Genomic DNA, 19,161 nt, shown 5'->3' on the forward strand with positions numbered 1-19,161 from the left:
TATTGCGTTGGGGGAATGAACCCATTTTTTGTGAGTGGTTTTTAATATTATCGAGACTTTTTTCAGATACCGAACCGGTCTTTTTTTAAGACAAGTTAAAGAACTTGATGAGTTACCGGAAGCCAAGCCTGTGCGATTCGAACGGTTATCGTTCTCCTACAATGCTGATAGTCCCTTTGTAATGTGCATTATTATATTCAATACTATAATAATAGATTCCGGGGGGGAATCCCCGTCCGTCCCATTCGAAGTTCCGTTCTTCGCTGTAAAAAATATCTTCTCCCCACCGGTTGTAAATTTGGATATGCTTGAAGGAATCCCGGCAATTGTCAATGGGCAAATTCGAGATTTTAAAAACATCACTTTTGCCATCGTTATTGGGAGTGAAGGCATTGGGAAAGGGCCGTATTTCGATTTGGGATAAGTCTGTTACGGTGACCCGCAAGGTTAATGTGTCATAAGTGGCATAGTCACAGTATGTTTGGTCGCTGATTAAAAAGTCAAATTCATACTCTTTCGGAGAAAAATCTTCATTGAGAAAATCACAAGTAGGTGTCCATTCAAAGGTCGCTACCTGTGGGGAAGGACCACTGGCTCCTTGAAACGAAATACCCAGGGAATCAAAGATATACTGAGGTGTTAGTCCAATGATTTCAACCTGGTCATTGTCCTCATCACTGCCAATGATTTCGTACCGTAAAGACTTGCCTACAAGAGCATTTGAGTTGAAATAACGTCCTTGCATATCCACCGGAAGTGCATTGATCTGTAATTTTGGCCGTTCATTCGGGATAGGGTCTTTAAATACTTTAATCTGTACACAAGCGGTATCCTGAGAGATTATCCCACACCTACCTATATCGCTCGTAATGAATTCAAACTCAAATAACTTTTCCGAAATCCCGGTGCCCAGTGTTGCACAGGTAGGTGTCCAGGAAAGCTGACTACTGGTAGTGCCTTTGCCCTGAGTGTTTTGAAAGGAAATTCCCAACTGTGTTAAATCAAACCCAACTCCTTTGCCTTGTAACCAGATACTGTCCAAGTCACTGTCTTCTGCAAAAATTTCGAAAGAAGAGAGTTCATCGATGGAAAACTCTCCGTAATAACATCCCAAGTCTTCATCGTAATCCAAATCCGTGTGCACTTCGGGTTTGTGATTGGGTAGTTCTATAAACAGGTTGATTTCTACCGTATCAAACATGGGAAGGCTACAAGAGTTATCTCCTACTAAAACTTTGAATGAATATTCCTCATTGATGAGGGTCGGGCACTCTGTCAGACAAACTTGTATTTGAGCCGAGTCCTCCGGGTGGATGATGACGTCCAGGTCCCCACTGAAAACCAAATCGTTTTCGGGAAAGTTGTTGGCGATGATTTTGGAAACTAACCGGGTATTTGCATCTTCATCTCTTACCGTCAGGTGAAAACAGTTGTCCGTTTCGTTGGCTTGATAAGTAATGCTTTTTCCACTGTGGTATTCCTCCTGGTATTTATCTACCACTTTAATGATTTCCGGGGGGCTGGCTTGCGGGCAATCGATCACTAGCATTTGAAAGTCTCTTCGGACTTCTCCGATTTTTTTGCCATCCCGGTATTCTTCTACCTTAACCGAGAATACGAACAATCCCGTTTCGGTGGGAGTGATGGTGATAAAGCCTTGTTGGTTGATAGAGATAGGAGGCTCGCCTTTAATCATATTTTCCAGGTTATATCCGGATAGAAATTGAACCAGTGAATAGGGTGCCGGAGAAGGGGGAGGTGCCGGAGAGTCCGGTGTGCTATGTCCGTTGATAGGAATAGCCATAGAATATACCAATGAATCACCATCCGGATCGTCCCCGGAAAAATCGAAGTAAAAGGGTTGATTCAAGCACGCATAATCACTTAAGGGAGGGAACAAACGGGGAGAAGAATTGATAAAGGCTTGTCCTCCTTGTACTACAGCGGGAAACTCCAGATAAAAGGATTGTCCGGCCCCACCCGGATCAAAAATATTCTGAATGACTCCGTTCCGACAACATCTCTCGAAGACCATATAGTAGCCTTCGGCTTCATTGTACTCACCGGGAGGGAGTTGAATGGTGCGTTCGTAATAAATCCTTTGGGTTCTTAATTGAGGAATCGAACAATCGGGATAACTGTATGCTACGGAAGAGGTTGAAACCAAGGGCAATATAAAAGTGCCGACTTGCTGATGGGTACGTTTGCTAAAGGAAGAAATGCTGACACTGTTGTCCAAAGCGCCCGGATTGCCGTTGATCTGATCGAAATACAGAATAAGGGCCAACTTATAACTGGAACCGGAAAGATGGGTTAATTCTATTTCTCCTCCTACAATATGAGTGGAATACGTTGGCTGAAATGCTAAAATCAATAATGAAATGCAAATAGCTGATCTGAAAAGTTTCATGAAATCAGGGTTTTCAAGGAAACATAGTATTGATATATCATGGGGCCGGGTTCAGGTCCATTAAATAAGAAAGAAAACTTGTGTTATTCAAACCTGTTGAACGACTTCTCCAAGCCGGTACGGAATAAAGTACGATTGATAATATAGGTATTATTCGGTATTAATTTAATATAAGAAAGTGGACTTCCTACAGAGGTAGACCGGATTTGATGGAATGGCTTGTAACTACATTTTAGTATAGGTCTATTTCTTTTAAAGATACTATTTACCAGCTTAAGATAAAAGCCCCTAAATAAGGAAATTTGAGAGGGAGAGGAAGTTCTATTTCATGAGAAGTAAGAAATACATTGTATATTGTTATTGAATAACTGTTTTTGTCCTACTACTTGTGAAAGTACATTTTCTTCAAACTTTGGGAAATGGATACGTTTTTTTGAAAAAGAGAAAAGGGTATATTACACCAAGAGAGAAGGTATCGGATGGAGTAAACTTCAAGCCTTGTTGTATTTGGCTGCAAAGCTCAAAGAACCCCAGGTTAGAAAATGTAGTTTGCCCTTGTATTAATGATAAAAACTCCGTAGAATTCGGCCTATTCTATTTGGTCGCTTACCACAAGTTCGTGTGGTTTATTTTTTTATAAAAAAAACAAATGCAATACTGTGGCATTTGTAGTTCGTTTTCTATTTTTAGTACACTAAATGGACAAATCTGTAAGGTACATGATTGCTAAAAACGATATCGTAGCAAGAAGTGATATTGGAAAGATACGGGTTAAAAACGAAGATGCACTTAACTTTTTTACCAAAGGCTCACGACAATTTTTTATGGTTTGTGATGGGATGGGTGGGCATCCCGGTGGAGAGATTGCTTCACAAATGGCCATTGAATATTTGGAAACTTACCTTCAAGAACACACAGCCCATTCTCAACCGGTTGAATTATTGGAAGGTGCCTTGTTGCACGTGAATGAGCAAATCCGGAAGTTTGGTCAACAGCATCCCCGTTACTTGCATTTAGGCACTACCTGTGTAATGGTTTTGGTGGAAAACGAACAACTATATCATGCGCATGTGGGGGATAGCCGGGCATATCTTGTCCGGAAGGCTGAACTCAAAGCACTCACAAAGGACCATTCATATGTACAAAGTTTGGTGGATAAAGGAGTAATCTCTACGGAAGAAGCGGATCAGCATCCCCGGAAAAACGAGCTTCTTCAAAGCTTGGGGATGCAACAAATATTGCCAGATGTTGCTAAAATTTCTGTAAACTTGCAGGCTGGTGACCGGGTGTTACTTTGTAGCGATGGCTTGACCAATATGCTGACGGAAGAAGAAATCCGGCAAGCACTTATTGCCCCGCTTGAGTTAAAGGGTATTGTCAATCGTCTGATTGACTTGGCAAACGAACGGGGGGGTGTGGATAATATTTCGGTCCTATTATTTCAGTACCAACCAGATCAATCAACTTTGAGCATGATACAGGAAGACACGCAACAGATGCCCTCAAAAGAAGGGATTTCTCCCAAAAGAACCTTACTCTCCGTAGTAAGTTTCCTGATTTTTTCAGCATTTATTGTATTGCTTTATTTGCAGAAACAACAGGCTTGGGAAGCAGATTTGAACAAAATGCAGAGTTATGCGGATTCATTAAAAAACGTGGCTTATCACTATAAAGAAAAAGCAGAAACATTGCAACAAGCTCAACAAGGGGCCATACAAAGCATTCGGGATCATTATTTTGATTCGTTTGATAGCGACCATTACCGTTTGTACGGTTTGTTAAGAGATAAAAACAAAGAGTTTAACACCGCTGAACTTTCTTTGAGGTATAATATTTTCAACACCTCTGCCATTAAAAGCAGCGAGACTTTGGGAGAGCGGTGGTTTATTGTGCCGGTTAAAGGGTTGCATTATGTGAAAGAAGGTGAAACCTTAACGGATATTGCAGAAAAGTACTATACCGAATTAGCCGATTCTTCCCTGGTAGAACGCTTTAACCCTGATGTACAACCTGGTAAATTTATCTTTATTCCATTTAATAAATAGTGGTTTTTCCGCTGCTGCGTACTAAGTGACAGATCTTTATAAAAAATCAAAAAAGGACCAAAGCGTTTTTAAACAGCTTTGGTCCTTTTTTGATGGGGCTAAGAGAATAGGAGCTTCTTTTTTCGTAGATTTATCTCTAAAATCCCTAGAATTAAGCGATAAAAAAATGAAGAAAATTTTACTTTTTACTCTCCCTCTGATATTGGTATTTGCTTGTTCTCAAAAAGAGGATACGGTATTCTTGTTCTCTTATTTTAAAAATAATGGAGAAGATGGGTTGCACTTGGCTTATAGCGAAGACGCTTTGAGCTGGAAAACACTAAACAATGATAGTTCCTTCTTGTTGCCGGCAGTGGGGAAAGAGAAGCTGATGCGTGACCCCTGTGTCATCAAAGGTGGAGATGGCAAGTTTCATATGGTATGGACATGTGGGTGGAACGAACGTGGAATAGGATATGCCCATTCCACAGATTTGATTCATTGGTCGGAACAAGCATATCTTCCGGTTATGCAACAAGAGCCCAATGCCAGAAACTGTTGGGCACCGGAGCTGTACTACGATCGTGATGAAGAGATTTACCTGATCTATTGGGCTACTACGATTCCCGGTAAGTTTGCAGAAACGGATTCTACCGGAGACGATGGCTATAACCACCGGATGTATTATACAACTACCAAAGATTTTAAGCAATTCAGCAAAACTCAAGTATTGTATGATCATGGGTTTAATGTAATTGATGCCACCATCCGGAAAGTGGAAAATGAGTATTTGATGTTTTTGAAAAATGAGACAAAGCATCCGGTAGTTGAGAAGAATATTCGAATTGCCAGAAGTCCTGAACTTTTACAGGGATATACGCAAGCATCTGAGCCTATCACCGGAAGTTGGGTGGAAGGGCCAACTGTGGCGCATACCCGAATGGGCTGGATTGTTTATTTTGACCAATATACCCGGCACCGGATGGGTGCGGTGTTGTCAACCGATTTGGTTACTTGGACTGATATTTCCGATCAAGTTGCCTTCCCGGAAGGAACCCGGCATGGAACCGTGTTTAAAGTAAAAAAAGACGAGTTGGATAAGTTACTTTCCTCTGAATGATCTGCTATTAACTACATCTTTAGAGTGAGAATTCTAAGGGGGAAATATATTTTTCTTATTGCTACATTATATGTAGCTTTGCTACAGAATATAAAGCGAAAGATTTAGTATGGATTTACCGATACCAGGACAACCTGTACGTGGTTCCAAGTCAGGACAACCCATTATGGCACTCTTTGACTTGTTAGGTCGAAGTTGGGCCATGGGAATTATCTGGAATTTACACCAGCGTCCTTGCACATTCCGGGAATTGCAGCAAATATGTGAATCGATTTCCCCAACCACCTTGAACAAACGTTTAAAAGAATTAAAACAGGCTTTTTTAATTGAGCGCTCCTTAGAGGGGTATACCCTTACCTCTCAGGGAGAAGAACTTTTTTTATTGCTACAACCCTTGGGAAAATGGTCGAGAAAATGGGCTGAGAATTTTAAAGAAAAAGAAGATGAATAAAGTACAATATTATAGCAATTCGGAGTTTGCCAGGGCCGTACATTTGCGAAATACCGGCCCTTTAAAAGGTAGTGATACCGCACCGAATGCTTTAATTCCGGTTTGGAATGAGAAGTTTTACTGTCAAAAAAACGGAAGTGGTTATTCGGTTATGACAGATGCTACCAACGAACTTATGGCACTTTCGGAAAAAGTAATCTTTCTCGGACAAGAGCATGACCGTAAGATTGCTTGTATTGACCTTTCCGATACAGAGTTGTCCGATTTGGAAACAACTTTAGGTACAGGTGAATTTTTAGATCTCCGCACCATCGTTCGTCAGTTAGACAGGGAACAAGCTGCTTTGCTTGCCTATGCCAAGGGACTGGCTCGCTGGAATAGAATGTATTCCTTCTGTGGAGTTTGTGGCTCGGCGACTAAAAGCCGGGACCGGGGCCATAGTAGAAAATGCATCCATGAATCCTGTGGAACAATTTCTTTTCCAAGAATAGACCCGGCTATCATCGTTTTGATTGAGCACAAGCCTTTGGGGCAAGCGCCAATGTGTCTGTTGAATAAAGTCAAAACAGAACAGGGGTATCGCTGTTCTACATTTGCCGGGTTTGTAGAAATAGGCGAGAGCCTTGAAGATGCCGTGCGTAGGGAAATGAAAGAAGAAGTGGACGTAGAAGTGGGTAATATACGCTATGTTAGTTCTCAGCCCTGGCCGTTTCCGGCATCCATCATGCTGGGATTTGTTGCCGAAGCAAAAAGCCAATACTACCAAGTAGATAATCAAGAAATCAAAGATGCGGGATGGTTTACGGCTCAAGAGATTGACCGGCTGGTAAAAGAGGGTACGTTGGTCTTGTCGAGAGAAGATTCCATAGCCCGGTACTTAATCGAATCCTGGGTGAAAGAAAACCTTTAAACCTATGCGATATATCCCAAAACCTTTGCCGGACGAATACCCATCCTATTCCCATAATCTATATGGATTTGCTAGAAGATGATGGTAAGGTGCTGGAGCAGCTCAGGCAGAACTTTGAGACGATCAAAGTATTTATTTATGACTTGCCGGAAGAGGCATTTATGAGAAGAGGTACTTCGTCGGGAAATATTAATGAACGGATTGTCCGGGCTTTACCAGTATCAAAGAGCGGTATTTGTCACTGTGAAAATGAAGCAAAGGAGGGAGAATGATAACTTCCCTGTTCCTTTTTTGCTTTCGGAAAGAATATTATTTTCGTATTTCAACCTTAATGATAAAGTCCTTACAGAGCGATGACTTTCGGGTGCATGAGCGATGCAGAGAGTCGGCTTCTAAAAACTTTTAGAGAGTGTTTGAAATTCAATTTTACGGCTTTAAGGAAATGCGGTTTTTATTACTGATCAGATGAGTACGAAAAACGATATCGCCTATTATGAAACGCTAAGTGATCTTTACAATGCATTGGGTTTGCCGGTTGAGCAGGAGGTAGAGTTCACTATTCATAATTTATTGGATATTCATAAAGAAGTGCCTTTTAAATCTCCGGTGTTCAGAACCAACTATTATTCATTTATTTTTGTCAAGGATGGAAAAGGGAATTATACCACCGATGAGCATCGTTTTGATTATTCGGCCCGGACAATATATTTTACCAACCCCGGGCACCTGAAGGCATTCGAGTTTTATGAACTGAAGGACGCCTATATCATTACCTTGAGTGAAGAGTTTTTGAAAACCAATGTGCATAAGGACATCTTTCAAGAGTTTCCTTTTCTATTGGCTGAGACCGTTCCGCCACAAATCCTTTCCGTGGAAAAGTTTCAGGCCTTTGAACAATTGTATAAGCAAATTCTGACTGAATACCAATCGGATTCCCATTATAAGTATCGTATCATAGGCAATCTTTTTGTGGTTTTGTTATTGAAAATCAAAGAAGCTTTTTGGGGCAATTACTATCCTTTGGAAGAAGGGGGACGAAGCTCTCAAATTGTAAAAAAATTCAAACAAACCTTGGAGGGGCATTACCGTCATCTGGCCGAAGACAAAGTACAATTTCTCTATCAAGTACAAGATTATGCCAAAGCACAAAATCTTAATCCCAGTTACCTTAGCAATGTGATTAAAAGCAAGACCGGAAAATCCATGAGCACTTGGATCGCGGAAAAAACTATAGCTCAAGCCAAAGCTTTCTTAAAACACTCGCCCTTGTCGATTAAAGAAATAGGATATCGTTTGGGGTATTCGGAAACAGCCCATTTCAGTAATTTTTTCAAAAAGCAAACCGGTATCAGCCCTTCTCTCTACCGCAAAAAGTTTGCACTTTAACGAAAAGCATTCTCATGTATTTGCAAGCTTTCCTGTGATTCTCGCAACAAAGAATTTGTGAGAAGCGTCCACCTTTGTCATTGTATTCATTATCCGGTTTTTTCTGACAAAGCGAATAAATATTTGTTAGAAAAAACCCATCGAAAATTAAAAAAGAAACAATATGAAAAAGGTAGCACTCATTACAGGGGGAAGCCGGGGGTTGGGTAGAAATACAGCGATAGCTCTGTCAAAAAAAGAAACGGATATAATTATTACTTACAACACCCAAAAAGAAAAAGCCGAGGAAGTAATTGCCGAAGTGGAAAAGAACGGAGGCAAAGCCGTTGCTTTACAGCTCAACCTTGGGGAAGTGAAGTCATTGAGCAAATTTGTAGAAAAACTGTCTGGTATTTTGCTAACTCATTGGGAAAGAACTCACTTTGATTTTCTGGTGAATAATGCCGGTTTTGGTATTTATTCCCCAATCACTCAAACATCCGAAGAGCAATTTGACAGTTTGATGAATGTACATCTCAAAGGTGTATTTTTCTTGACTCAAAAACTGCTTCCCTTTTTGGCTGACAACGGGGCTATTGTCAACTTTTCCACCGGTTTGGCCCGTTTCAGTGTTCCGGGATATGCTGCGTATGCTAGTATGAAAGGAGCCGTGGAAGTGTTTACCAAGTACCTGGCCAAAGAGTTGGGAGCAAGGGGGATTCGTGTCAATGTGATAGCTCCGGGGGCTATTGATAACGATTTTAATAAAAGTAATTTCGAAAAACACCCTGAGGCAAAGGAATTTCTCGCTTCTCAAACGGCATTGGGAAGAGTCGGCCGCTCCGAAGATATTGGGTCTGTAGTGGCGGCAATCTGCTCCGATGCATTAGGTTGGGTGAATGGGCAGAGAATTGAAGCTTCCGGAGGTATGTTCTTGTAAATGTTTGCAGATGTGGGAAAGTTCAGTAGTCGATAAAAAAGACTTGTAGGGTTATTTGTGTTGCAAAATAGTGGGATTAGCTGATTTGTGCTGGTGTGAGAATATTCCTTGAAGGCACACAACTTTACGAGTCTTTAGTGTGACTTTATTAAAGTAGGAAATGAAGTGGTTTATACGTATAGTTTTTGACCGAAGATGGAATCAAAATCGACTCATCAAGGCATTTTTTGAAGAGAATAGCCAAGAGCTATTGTTGAAAAAAGTAACACAGAGGAGGCGTTTTTGAAACATTTTTTAGGAAAAAGAAAAAGTTTAATTCACTTCTATGTCAGAATTTTATAACTTAAAATCATGAAGAATGAAGTTATTAATGATTGTTTATGTATCCGCGATAAGTTTTTTAGGATGTAAAGATCACCCCCGGCTCTCGCCTGACTGTAAACAACAAGTCATCATTGACAAAGACCGTTATTTACAGACTCCCTCAGACGAATTCTCCATTTTCAAAGCCACACTTAAAAATGATTGTCTGTTACTTACTGTAAGATATAGTGGCGGGTGTGGAACTACTGACTGGAAACTGATTGATTCCGGAGAGCGCTTAGGCCAAGTTCCCGTACAAAGAAACATCCGCTTGACTTTAAAAGATGAAGACCCTTGTGAGGCCTATCTGGCCAAAGAACTTTCGTTTGATTTGTCTCCATTGAAAGTGAAAGGTGAAAATAAAATCTCCATTTCACTGGAAGGTTGGGACAAGAAGCTAATTTATGAATAGTAACCGGCTAGCACGTGCTGAGTACCGTTAGGAAAAAATGATGAGTAAGTATCCCGGCTTTGCCTATGCTTAAGAGGGATGCTTTTGCTTTACATGCTTAAAAACATTTGTTGAGGAGTTTATAAAATAAAATCAAATTATATGTAACCATTTGGTTTTATTTTGTTAAATTAGTAACCAAATGGTTACGAGTTAGATGAAAGCAAGAAGAGATGTATTTCAGGCGATAGCCGATCCGACCAGAAGGGAAATTATGGGATTGTTGGTTCATAATACCTTGACATTAAATGGAATTGTAGAACATTTTGAGGTCAGTCGCCCGGCGATTTCTAAACATATCAAAATACTGGAAGAATGTGGTTTGGTGATGATAGAGCAACAGGGGCGGGAGCGCTATTGCACAGCGAAACCTCAAAAGCTCAAAGAAGTTTTTGATTGGATTGATCAGTACAAGGTTTTTTGGAATCAAAAATTGGATGCACTGGACGATTTTTTAATGAATGACACGCCTACCGATTCATGATACATCTGTTAACCCAAAACAAAATGAATAAAAAGCTTTTAGTCATTGAACGTACGTTTAAAACGCCAGTGGAGAAGGTCTGGCGGGCGATTACGGATAAAAAACAGATGAAAGAATGGTACTTTGACCTGAAGGAATTCAAAGCCGAAGTCGGATTTGAGTTTCAATTCAATGCCGGAACAGAAAACGGTGAATACTTGCATCTCTGTAAAGTGACCGAGGTGATTCCACTGAAAAAACTCCGATACAGTTGGCGGTATGACGGTTATCCGGGCAATTCGTTTGTTACCTTTGAACTGTTTCCGGAAGGGGAGTTTACCCGTTTGAAGTTGAGCCATGAAGGCTTGGAGTCCTTTCCCAAAGACAATAAAGATTTTGCTTCTACAAATTTTGAAGAGGGATGGGGCCAAATTATCGGTGCTTTCTTGAAAGCGCATCTGGAAAAAATGTAAGCTGGTTTTGTTCCGGAAAGCAATTCCAAACAAGGATTCGATAGGTGTTTTACGGATTTACTTTTCATAGTTGACTATTCAACTAAGGTTAAACCACAATTTTTCCAACCTATAAAAAGATGACTCTTATGAAAATCAAACTCACAAGCATTCCCGTAAGTGATCAGGAAAAGGCACTTCACTTCTATACGGAAGTATTAAACTTTGAAAAGAAACACGATATTCCTGTGGGGGAAGACAGGTGGCTGACTGTGGTGTCTCCCGAAGAACCGGATGGAGTAGAGTTATTTCTCGAACCGAATGGGGACTACCCGGCAATGAAGGCCTTGAAAGAAGCACTTGTAAAAGACAAAATTCCCTATACCTCCTTTGAGGTGGACGATATCCAAAAGGAGTACAAGCGGTTGAAAGAACAGGGAGTTCATTTTGTTCAAGAGCTGGAAACTACAGGTTCGATCACCCAGGCCATGTTAGACGATACTTGTGGTAATTATATTCTGATCTACCAACCAAGTTAAAAGATATATTGTGGTACGGAGCAAATTTTTCCTCATGAAAAAATTGTCTAAAACGTACAATTCAGACTCCGTTTTGCGCTGTTATTTTGTCTTTCATTAGATCATTAAAAGCAAGCATTATGGAACAACAATCAGTAACACTCACTCCATATTTGAGTTTTGAGGGCAATTGCGAAGAAGCACTCAATTTTTACAGTGAAATATTTCAAGGAAAGGTAGAAGTCGTTAACCGGTACGATAATCCGGCAATGAAAGCACCCGCCGAGTATAGAGAGAAAGTATTGCACGCTTACATAACTTTTGGTGCCGTGACTATGTATGCCAGTGATGTATTTCCCGGTAAACGGGCTCATAAAAGTAGTGGAGATATGGCTCTTTCCCTGGATTTTTCTGAGGTAGAAACGGCCAAAAAGGTTTTTGAACAATTGTCGGAGGAAGGTGAAACCGGAGTCCTTTTTGCCAAACAATTCTGGGGAGACTGGCATGGCAATTTGATAGATAGGTATGGCATTCGTTGGATGATAAACGTTACGGAAAGAGCATAAAGCAAGATAACTCTTTAAGGCATAAAGTTAAAAGGCTGTTTCATTTTTATGAGGCAGCTTTTTATAGTTGTGCGGCTCATTTGTAATCAAGCAAAATGATTGTATTTCTGTTTATATAATGTACATATTCACCTTTGGCAGATCACTGTTGATTTGTGTAACTTTGTGTTTACTTGTGAGTAGGTAGTGTAATGTATTTTATGAAGCATATAAAGAAATGAAACTTCCGATTTATTCTTACGGACACGAGGTTTTGCGTGCAAAGTGTGAAGAAGTGACGCAGGATTTTCCAGAATTTGATGCATTGGTGGAGGCCATGTGGGAAACGTTGTATGGAGCAAATGGTTGTGGGTTGGCAGCTCCCCAAATCGGAAAGTCACTACGTTTGTTTTTGGTAGACAGTAAATCTACCTATGAGTATATGACGGAAAGGGACCGGAAGGAATTATTTGAAGAGGGGGACACCGGAATTATGGAAACCTTTATCAATGCCCGTATCCTTCACCGTTCGGAAGAAGCCTGGATGGATGAGGAGGGGTGCCTGAGTATCCCCGGTTTGAGTAGAATGGTAGAACGGCCTTGGGAAATTGAAATAGAGTATTTTGACCGGGAATTTAACCAACATACGAAAACATTTGCCGGAGTGACCGCCCGGATGATCCAGCATGAATTTGACCATACCGAAGGGATTCTTTATCTGGATTATTTATCCCCTTTGCAAAAGAAATTGCTCAATGGAAAACTGAACAAAATCGCCAAAGGGAAATTTCCAACCAAGTACCCAATGAAATTTTTGAAATAAAGTGGTTTCCACTTATAGTTTTTGACCGAAGATGGAATCAAAACCGGCTCATCAAGGCACTTTTTGAAAGGATAGCCAAAGCTATTGTTGAAAAATTAAGACAGAGGAAGCGTTTTTGAAACATTTTTTAGGAAAAAGAAAAAGTTTAATTCACTCCAATAAAAGAGACCTTTGGAGGCAAAGGTATTTTCTCTGAAATGATATGGGTTTATTAAAATTCGGGCCTTTGAAAAAATGCGTTTGGAAACTTTTCATAAAAAGCGTAGAAAAATCTTCGGGATATAGAGTTTTTGTTTTAAAACTATAAAGAATCTTTTTCGAAGATTTTCGCTTTTTGTGGAGAGTTTTAGCAATTTTTTCAACAGCCCTTGATTTCTTTGCTTACTTTCTTTATCAAGAAAGAAAGTAAGGATCAGGATTCCTATATAAAAGATGATTATGCTCGATTTAAAAACGTTGAGAGAAACCTTGTTCCGGACAGCCTATCAAATGTTGGGAGAAGTGGAGGATGCGGAAGATGTAGTACAGGAAGTATTGGTGGACTTGAGTCAAAAAATAGCTACGGACAAAGTCGCTGCCATTGAAAATCTGAACGGGTACTATGTACGGGCGACTGTTTATAAATCCATTAATTATTTAAAAATCAAGAAGAGAAGCGAATATCCGGGCGTCTGGCTTCCCGAGCCATATATATTTCCTTCCCATTTGGAACATTCCGGGTTGGATGTATCTTTCGGCTTTGTGCATCTTTTGTCTAAGCTTAATCCAAATGAAAGAGCGGTCTTCATCCTCCGGGAGAGCTTTGAAATGAGTTTTAAAGAAATTGCGATGGACTTGCCTTTCACCGAGGCAAATTGCCGGAAACTCTACCAACGAAGTAAAGAAAAAATACAGCATAAAGCCCCTTTAAATGTTGTCGATCAACATAAAAAAGAAGCACTGACCCAACAGTTTCTTCATAGTGTTCGCACCGGAGACATGGAGGCTTTGTTGCAATTATTGGTAGAGGAAATTACCATTTACTCGGATGGTGGTGGCAAAGTAGCCGCAGCCACAGTACCGATACAAGGAGTGGAAAGATGCATCAAATTTTTGCTAGGGATTCAAAAACAAGCCTCTTCCAATATCCGGGTAGAAATCAAAAATTCAGAAAGCAATATTTTGATATTGTTGTACGAAGCGTCTGCAAGTGAGCCTTATACAGTGGTGGTATTAGACGCTTCAGAAGACAAGATCCGAACCATATACTTGCAGCGAAATCCGGATAAATTGAAATTTCTCTGATTCTTTGTCACAAAGTACGGTGGTTTTTTGCCATTAGGGGGAAACAAATAAAACCACTGATTATGACAAAGAAACTGCATTATTTTTCAGGACTGACCATTGCACTGTTTGTTGGTGTGCACTTGACCAATCACCTGATGCTTCTTGGAGGTACGGAGGCCCACCTGTCTTTCATGGAAATCGCTCGTACGGTTTACCGCAACCGGTTTGTTGAGTTACTTTTGCTATTGGCAGTGTTTTTACAAATCCTATCAGGAATACAATTGCTCAGGAGCAAACGGAAAGACCTCAATACTATTTATGACAAGCTCCACCTCTATTCCGGGTTATACCTTTCCTTTTTCCTGTTGATTCATGTCGGAGCGGTATTGAGTGGAAGGCTTTATGCAGGGATAGATACCAATCTGTATTTCGGTGCGGCTGGCTTGAATACTTTTCCGCATTTGTTATTTTTTGTGCCTTATTATTCCTTGTCGGTCATCGCCTTTTTTACGCATGTTGCCTGTATTCACCGGGTAAAAATGATGCGATTTTCCAACCAACCCGTAGCGGTAAACTTTCAGACAAAGGTGATTATGTGGATCGGAGGGATCATAGCTTTGGTCATCCTGATAGGCATGATGCAAGTAGAAATACCTTCGGAGTACCAGTTATAGTCTGTTACATAGTAAGCTGACTATTGGGTTGCGCAATAAACGGGTTGTTTGTGCCAAGGGTAAAGCGGAGTTTTGTCAGACAAGAATTAAATGAATAAAATCATGAAAACTAATTTTCAAGTAGAAGCTATTGACGTTTCTGAAATTAACCATCTTTTTCAACTTGGTGAGGAAGAACTATCAAACTTTGGAGCCGAATGGAAAACCGTAAACCGCGCCACAGGGTACCCTTGTCGGGTGAGCCTGCAGGAAAGTCCTATGGGTGAAGAAGTCCTTTTATTTGCTTTTAAGCATCACCCGGTCAGCTCTCCTTACCAAGCCTCGGGACCCGTGTTTGTACGGAAAAATGTAGAAACGGCCCGTTTGAAACCCAATGAATTGCCTGCAATGTTACAAAGCCGCTTGCTTTCGCTCAGAGGGTATAACCGGAAGGGAAATTTGGAGGAATCCCGTACCGTAGAGGGTAAGCAGTTGAGAGGGTACCTCGAAGAGGTTTTTGAAAATCAGAATGTGAAATATATTCATATCCATAATTCAGGGGCGGGTTGTTATATGTGTAATGTCAAACGGGTCAATTAAGCTTTATGGCTGAAAAAATGGGAATGTGATCTCACAATCCTCCTTGAAATTAAAAAAGGCAACTCAACAAAGTTGCCTTTTTATAATGGTAAAAGGCTGCCATCGTTGGAAGGAGAGCTGTTTTTGGGGTAAGAATTGGATTTTGAAATTTGTCCTGTTTACTTTGGCCAAAATTTATTACTTCTCATGGGCGAGCCCGTTGGAGGTAGGGTCATTACTCAATTCAAACCTACTAAAAAAATGAATCAACTCAGGATCAAACAAAAAGCGGTTGAAAACTACATTAAAGCCTACAACAGCTTTGACATTGAAGGTATGCTAAGAGATTTGCATCCGAATGTGGTATTTAAAAACATTTCAAATGGCGAAGTAAATCTGACTACAGAAGGCAAAGAGGCATTTCAAAAACAGGCCAAACAGGCAAAAAACCTTTTCCGGGAAAGGGAACAAAGCATCCGGAATATTCAATTTGATGACAAGCAAGTGACCCTAGAGATTGATTACAAAGGAGTGTTGGCGGTAGACCTGCCTAATGGGATGAAAGCAGGAGATACCTTGGCCTTGAAAGGAAAAACCATCTTCCGTTTTGAAGAAGACAAAATCGTGTCGATTGAAGATATTAGTTAAGTCATTGCTGAGCTTAGTTGCTTTATTTAAGAGCTGTCTAAAAAGTCAAAGGAATAAAAAAATCCACAAAAGTTTTTAAGACAGAAAGAGTCACAAATATTTAATTTATAATTAGTGGTTTCTGTGTAAATCTTTAGTGCTTATCCATCGTCTTTTTAGACAGCTCCATTTTTGTATAATTTTCATCATCAAAAAAGAATCTTAAACATGCTCTAAAGGATGAACTATCACGATAAAAAATTCAGACCAATCAGTAATTCGGAAAACGGGGAAACTTCCGAAGAAACAATTTTCCTGTACCAACAGGAGGGAAACATCCTTACCTCGGAGTACAGTGGCGGTAAAATACTCAAAGGCCATTTGATTGGTCTGGTGGATGAAGAGGGAAATATCAATATGCGTTATCATCAGGTAAATACCAAGGGAATCTTAATGACCGGCACCTGTCATTCCCGCCCCGAAATACTGGAAAATGGAAAAATCCGTTTGCACGAATCCTGGCAATGGACTTCAGGCGATTGTTCTGAAGGAGAGTCGGTACTTGAGGAAGTTTGAAAGGGCTTGTCAGGAATAAATAAAAAGATATAGTCAACTCCCCTGCAAAATACACAGCTCATGAAACATGAATTCTTCTTTATTACCGGTGCTATTTTAGGCTTTTTAACATTAGCGGAAATACTGCTGGCTTATACTTTTTGGCCGTTTATATACCGGATGGGAATACCTGTTTATAAAAAAACAATTGATGTTAAGAGTACTAAGTTAAGCCTGCCATCTTCCCGTACAATTAAGAAGTCAGAAGGAGTGTTTCATTTGAATACAAATGGAAAAGTCTATTTTCTCTCCCGGTTTCGTTTTTTAAGCTTCAACCGGTCAAAAGCATTTTTACACTTTAGGTGTATTGCCACGCTGAAACCAACGAATAAGATTGTGGTAATTGTCAAAATACCGCTTGGAATGATATTATTTTTATGCTTTTGGATTAAGAACTATTTATGGTTCTCTGGAATAAATAATGGCCCCCATATACCCTTCAGTAATTTAGGGCCTATAAGCTTTTTGGGAATGATTTATTTATTTATTTTTATCATAGCACTAATGAATTTACTAATGGAAAAGGCCCGAATGGATACGATGATCCGGGAGCTAAGGGAAATTCTGAAAGAGTTAATCAAAGAACAGGAAGAATACGCTGACAGCGATGCCAGAGCCGAAGAACTAAAACCTAGAGAGAGCAGACTTAACCTTTTGTGAACAATGTATAGTAAATCGGCAATCCCGATTCAGAAAAAATCGATTGATTTTGGAGTCAAGTAGCTACAGGGTATTGGTGAGAATGTTTCGGGTTAGCGGAAAAAAGTCCTTTCTCTTTTGTACCGTCAAGATGCATGAAGCAAGTGTTTTTTTGATTATCTAATCAATTTGTTTTATATAAAAAAATAGTTTGAACCAATACACTCTTCTTACTTATCAACCATGAAATACGAACATCAGATTGATTCACTTTTAGCGGAATACAATCAACTCAACCAACCGGGATTTTCCGTTGGGGTTTTCCAAAATAATGAGTGGGTTTATACCCGGGGACTAGGTTTGGCCAACCTCGACTATAAAGTACCTAACTCCAAAGATACTGTATTCAGAATAGCCTCTACCTCTAAGCAATTTACGGCTGCCTGTATTTTTTTGTTGGAAAGACAAGGCAAGTTATCATTACAAGATCGTTTGTCAAATTTCTTCCCGGAGTTTCCGGAGTATGCACAACGAATCCGGGTGCATCATCTGCTCCATCATACCAGCGGTCTCCGGGACTATCTGATGCTGGCTTACCTTGCAGGTAAGAGAAAGGAAGATTACTACACAGACTTTGAAGTAATGGAGTGGTTGGTTCGTCAACAAAACCTGAATTTTGAACCCGGAAGTGCTTATGCTTACAGTAATTCCGGATATTGGCTGTTAGGGCAAATCGTCAGAAAAGTATCCGGGAAAACATTGGCAGAGTTTGCGCAGGAATATGTGTTTGCTCCTCTGGAGATGACGCATACTCACTTTCACGATGACCCTACACGTATTGTTGAAAATAGAGCCACCGGCTATACGGTAGATGAAAAGGAAAACTTTAAAATCAGTATGACTCCTTTGCCCATGGTGGGGGACGGTGGCGTATTTACTACTATCACTGATTTTAAAAAGTGGATAGATGAGTATGCGTTGTGTACCTATTTTGACCGGGAGTTTTGGGAGAAAATGACCAGTGTGGGCATGCTGGAAAACGGACAAAAAACCAACTACGCGGGAGGTTTGGAAATATCCACCTATCAAGGACTGAAAACGGTTAGCCATGGAGGTTCTTTTGTAGGGTATTTGTCACACTTTGTCCTTTTTCCTAAAGAAGAGTTGGCATTGGTTTGTTTTGCCAATCGCAATGATATTCTGCCCTGGGCCATTAATTTTATGCTGGCAGATGTTTTTTTAGATGGAAATGTAAATGCTCAAGCTCCGGAGAAGCAATCTGGTTCGCAGAAATTTCTTCCACTTTCAAGTGAGGAATTGAGTTCGTTTGCCGGGGAGTATGTCATTCAGCCTGGGATTGAATGTTTGATCGAGGTTGATCAAAGCGGATTGACTGTAATGCAAAACTGGAATGAATCTCAATATATTATCCGGCCCATCGCTACCAATGTCTTTGTGCTTCCGGAACAAGCGGAAATCCGTTTTGAATTTTCTGATTTTAGAGAGGGAAAAGCTTCTAAATTGACAGTGTTTCAACAAGGCAAGAAGACAGAATGTGAGCGAAAACAAGCAACAGACTTTTCCGGCTTGAATCTGGAAGATTATGTAGGAGTATATTCAACTAAAGAGTTGGATGTTCGTTACAATATGTTGATTGGCGACAAAGCCTTACTTTGTAAAGTAGGAAATCAGGAATGTTGGGAATTAATCCCCCAAGCTGACGATCGTTTTGTTACTCAGGAAATGCAATTTATTTTTTGCCGGAAGGAAGGGTTGGTTTCGAGTTTTATTTTGGAAGTGGCAGGAATCAAAAATTTGGAATTTATCAAGGAATAAAGTTCACTGAAAATCCCCAACGGATTTTTAAGCGATAGAGCTATAGTGTTCATTCTATTGGGTATTTTGGCACAAATGTCTTACTTAATGCCGTCAACTTTAGGAAAATAG

Annotated in this window: 21 protein-coding genes; 20 read left to right on the forward strand and 1 reads right to left on the reverse strand. The window is 40.2% G+C overall.

The window, feature by feature from the left end; all coding sequences use genetic code 11:
• Window positions 1–145: 145 nt before the first annotated feature.
• Window positions 146–2,410, reverse strand: a complete 2,265-nt coding sequence (locus AAG747_RS24300) for a T9SS type B sorting domain-containing protein (RefSeq protein ID WP_346823849.1) — start codon at window positions 2,408–2,410, stop codon at window positions 146–148.
• 719 nt (window positions 2,411–3,129) lie between these two features.
• Here AAG747_RS24300 and AAG747_RS24305 point away from each other — a divergent pair.
• The 20 genes from AAG747_RS24305 to AAG747_RS24400 all read left to right on the forward strand — a co-directional run bounded on the left by AAG747_RS24305 (window position 3,130) and on the right by AAG747_RS24400 (window position 19,050).
• Window positions 3,130–4,455, forward strand: coding sequence for a Stp1/IreP family PP2C-type Ser/Thr phosphatase (locus tag AAG747_RS24305; protein ID WP_346823850.1), 1,326 nt, complete (start codon window positions 3,130–3,132; stop codon window positions 4,453–4,455).
• A 166-nt stretch (window positions 4,456–4,621) separates the two neighbouring features.
• Window positions 4,622–5,554, forward strand: coding sequence for a glycoside hydrolase family 43 protein (locus AAG747_RS24310; RefSeq protein WP_346823851.1), 933 nt, complete (start codon window positions 4,622–4,624; stop codon window positions 5,552–5,554).
• Between the two features lie 109 nt (window positions 5,555–5,663).
• Window positions 5,664–6,005 carry a winged helix-turn-helix transcriptional regulator gene (locus AAG747_RS24315; protein WP_346823852.1) on the forward strand — a complete coding sequence of 114 codons (342 nt, stop codon included), beginning with the start codon at window positions 5,664–5,666 and terminating at the stop codon, window positions 6,003–6,005.
• Window positions 5,998–6,915, forward strand: a complete 918-nt coding sequence (gene nudC / locus AAG747_RS24320; RefSeq protein ID WP_346823853.1) for an NAD(+) diphosphatase — start codon at window positions 5,998–6,000, stop codon at window positions 6,913–6,915. The genes AAG747_RS24315 and nudC overlap by 8 nt, the downstream gene beginning before the upstream one ends.
• A gap of 62 nt (window positions 6,916–6,977) precedes the next feature.
• Complete coding sequence (locus AAG747_RS24325) at window positions 6,978–7,187, forward strand: hypothetical protein (protein WP_346823854.1); 210 nt, start codon at window positions 6,978–6,980, stop codon at window positions 7,185–7,187.
• Between the two features lie 193 nt (window positions 7,188–7,380).
• Entirely contained in the window at window positions 7,381–8,301 is a 921-nt protein-coding gene (locus AAG747_RS24330; RefSeq protein ID WP_346823855.1) for a helix-turn-helix domain-containing protein, read from the forward strand.
• Between the two features lie 163 nt (window positions 8,302–8,464).
• A complete protein-coding gene (locus tag AAG747_RS24335; protein ID WP_346823856.1) occupies window positions 8,465–9,220 on the forward strand; it encodes an SDR family oxidoreductase in 756 nt (251 codons plus the stop codon).
• 358 nt (window positions 9,221–9,578) lie between these two features.
• Window positions 9,579–9,995: a hypothetical protein gene (locus AAG747_RS24340; RefSeq protein ID WP_346823857.1), complete on the forward strand. Its 417-nt coding sequence runs from the start codon at window positions 9,579–9,581 to the stop codon at window positions 9,993–9,995.
• Between the two features lie 196 nt (window positions 9,996–10,191).
• The gene (locus AAG747_RS24345) at window positions 10,192–10,518 is read left to right on the forward strand and encodes an ArsR/SmtB family transcription factor (protein WP_346823858.1); all 327 of its coding nucleotides are present in this window, start codon (window positions 10,192–10,194) and stop codon (window positions 10,516–10,518) included.
• A gap of 23 nt (window positions 10,519–10,541) precedes the next feature.
• Window positions 10,542–10,970 carry an SRPBCC family protein gene (locus AAG747_RS24350; RefSeq protein ID WP_346823859.1) on the forward strand — a complete coding sequence of 143 codons (429 nt, stop codon included), beginning with the start codon at window positions 10,542–10,544 and terminating at the stop codon, window positions 10,968–10,970.
• Between the two features lie 128 nt (window positions 10,971–11,098).
• The gene (locus AAG747_RS24355) at window positions 11,099–11,488 is read left to right on the forward strand and encodes a VOC family protein (RefSeq protein WP_346823860.1); all 390 of its coding nucleotides are present in this window, start codon (window positions 11,099–11,101) and stop codon (window positions 11,486–11,488) included.
• A 119-nt stretch (window positions 11,489–11,607) separates the two neighbouring features.
• Entirely contained in the window at window positions 11,608–12,033 is a 426-nt protein-coding gene (locus tag AAG747_RS24360; protein ID WP_346823861.1) for a VOC family protein, read from the forward strand.
• A gap of 217 nt (window positions 12,034–12,250) precedes the next feature.
• Window positions 12,251–12,835, forward strand: coding sequence for a peptide deformylase (def, locus tag AAG747_RS24365; RefSeq protein WP_346823862.1), 585 nt, complete (start codon window positions 12,251–12,253; stop codon window positions 12,833–12,835).
• A gap of 438 nt (window positions 12,836–13,273) precedes the next feature.
• Complete coding sequence (locus AAG747_RS24370; RefSeq protein ID WP_346823863.1) at window positions 13,274–14,119, forward strand: sigma factor-like helix-turn-helix DNA-binding protein; 846 nt, start codon at window positions 13,274–13,276, stop codon at window positions 14,117–14,119.
• A 62-nt stretch (window positions 14,120–14,181) separates the two neighbouring features.
• A complete protein-coding gene (locus AAG747_RS24375; RefSeq protein ID WP_346823864.1) occupies window positions 14,182–14,775 on the forward strand; it encodes a succinate dehydrogenase/fumarate reductase transmembrane subunit in 594 nt (197 codons plus the stop codon).
• A gap of 102 nt (window positions 14,776–14,877) precedes the next feature.
• Window positions 14,878–15,354, forward strand: coding sequence for a DUF1203 domain-containing protein (locus AAG747_RS24380; protein ID WP_346823865.1), 477 nt, complete (start codon window positions 14,878–14,880; stop codon window positions 15,352–15,354).
• A 240-nt stretch (window positions 15,355–15,594) separates the two neighbouring features.
• Window positions 15,595–15,981, forward strand: coding sequence for a nuclear transport factor 2 family protein (locus AAG747_RS24385; RefSeq protein ID WP_346823866.1), 387 nt, complete (start codon window positions 15,595–15,597; stop codon window positions 15,979–15,981).
• A gap of 219 nt (window positions 15,982–16,200) precedes the next feature.
• Window positions 16,201–16,536: an avidin-fold protein gene (locus tag AAG747_RS24390; protein WP_346823867.1), complete on the forward strand. Its 336-nt coding sequence runs from the start codon at window positions 16,201–16,203 to the stop codon at window positions 16,534–16,536.
• A 60-nt stretch (window positions 16,537–16,596) separates the two neighbouring features.
• Window positions 16,597–17,235 carry a hypothetical protein gene (locus AAG747_RS24395; protein WP_346823868.1) on the forward strand — a complete coding sequence of 213 codons (639 nt, stop codon included), beginning with the start codon at window positions 16,597–16,599 and terminating at the stop codon, window positions 17,233–17,235.
• A gap of 222 nt (window positions 17,236–17,457) precedes the next feature.
• Window positions 17,458–19,050 carry a serine hydrolase domain-containing protein gene (locus tag AAG747_RS24400; RefSeq protein ID WP_346823869.1) on the forward strand — a complete coding sequence of 531 codons (1,593 nt, stop codon included), beginning with the start codon at window positions 17,458–17,460 and terminating at the stop codon, window positions 19,048–19,050.
• Window positions 19,051–19,161: the final 111 nt, after the last annotated feature.

The organism is Rapidithrix thailandica (assembly GCF_039710355.1).
Taxonomy (GTDB): domain Bacteria; phylum Bacteroidota; class Bacteroidia; order Cytophagales; family Flammeovirgaceae; genus Rapidithrix; species Rapidithrix thailandica.